Here is a 952-nt window from a genome sequence, read left to right as displayed (position 1 = left end):
TATTGTGCTGCGTTTAAGGTTACCGGTTAGGTTAAAACTTGTTCCTGTACTATACCTCCAGAATTTTGGGCACTGACTCAGGGAGGATATAGCCATAATAATATGGCTGAATTTTAATTATTGACTTACAGGAAAATTTAGTATGTCGGTTACTGGTAAAGTAAAGTTTTTCAACGAAGCTAAAGGCTTTGGTTTCATTGAACAAGAAAATGGTCCTGACGTGTTTGTACATTTCAGCGCAATCACTGGTTCTGGTTTTCGCACTCTTAGCGAAGGTCAAGCAGTGACATTCAGCATCAAACAAGGTCAAAAAGGCCCTGAAGCTGAGAACGTAGAAGTAGCATAATTTTAATTATGTGAACCTTAGTTCATCGTGGTGAAGCAGACATCTGTTTCACCATAATCCCCTCATTACAAACTCTAACTTTCCATTTAAACTCAAAATCCCCAGCTAACCTTGCAAACTCATTTTAAAAAAACTGACAAAATAACGACTGTTATCAGCATTGACCATTATGTACTACCACAATCCATAACTTAATACCTTTGCTCAATATAGATTAATGATTAACTAAGTACCTCAGAATTTTGTCCCCGATTAAAAGTACCTTTAACTCTATGTATTACTAAAATGATGAGCTTATATAAAAGGGAGTAGTGTTAGTGAGGTTAGGCTATTGGCGTTCATAGGTAATATTTTTCTAAGAATGAAACTAAATAGTAACACGCGGTTTTAACCTAGTGGGATTAGAAACCATTCTTGCAATACCTAAATGTTCCATCATTATATTACAGCAAGCTGAAAAGGTTTCAGCATCCAGCCTACAAACTATACTTATACCAATCCGCAATAATACTTAATCATTTTGCGGGGCTAAACGTGTCGCTACCTGAGTTAAAAAATTCTCATTTACGACCGCAGGGATGCAGAAGGCAGAGCAATGCAGGAGCA

Annotated in this window: 1 protein-coding gene; it reads left to right on the top strand. The window is 36.9% G+C overall.

The features are described 5' to 3' along the window. The first annotated feature begins 142 nt into the window (after positions 1-142). Positions 143-346 carry a cold-shock protein gene (locus tag CWC11_RS19475; protein ID WP_004588138.1) on the top strand — a complete coding sequence of 68 codons (204 nt, stop codon included), beginning with the start codon at positions 143-145 and terminating at the stop codon, positions 344-346. The last annotated feature ends 606 nt before the right edge of the window (positions 347-952 follow it).

Origin of the sequence: Pseudoalteromonas sp. S3178 (genome assembly GCF_005886985.1) — a bacterium.
GTDB lineage: Bacteria > Pseudomonadota > Gammaproteobacteria > Enterobacterales > Alteromonadaceae > Pseudoalteromonas > Pseudoalteromonas carrageenovora.
This window is presented reverse-complemented; position numbering and strand designations above follow the sequence as displayed.

Bases quoted from the DNA above. Each gene is read 5' to 3' on its own strand.
- CWC11_RS19475 (WP_004588138.1), top strand. From the start codon at position 143: ATGTCGGTTACTGGTAAAGTAAAGTTTTTCAACGAAGCTAAAGGCTTT.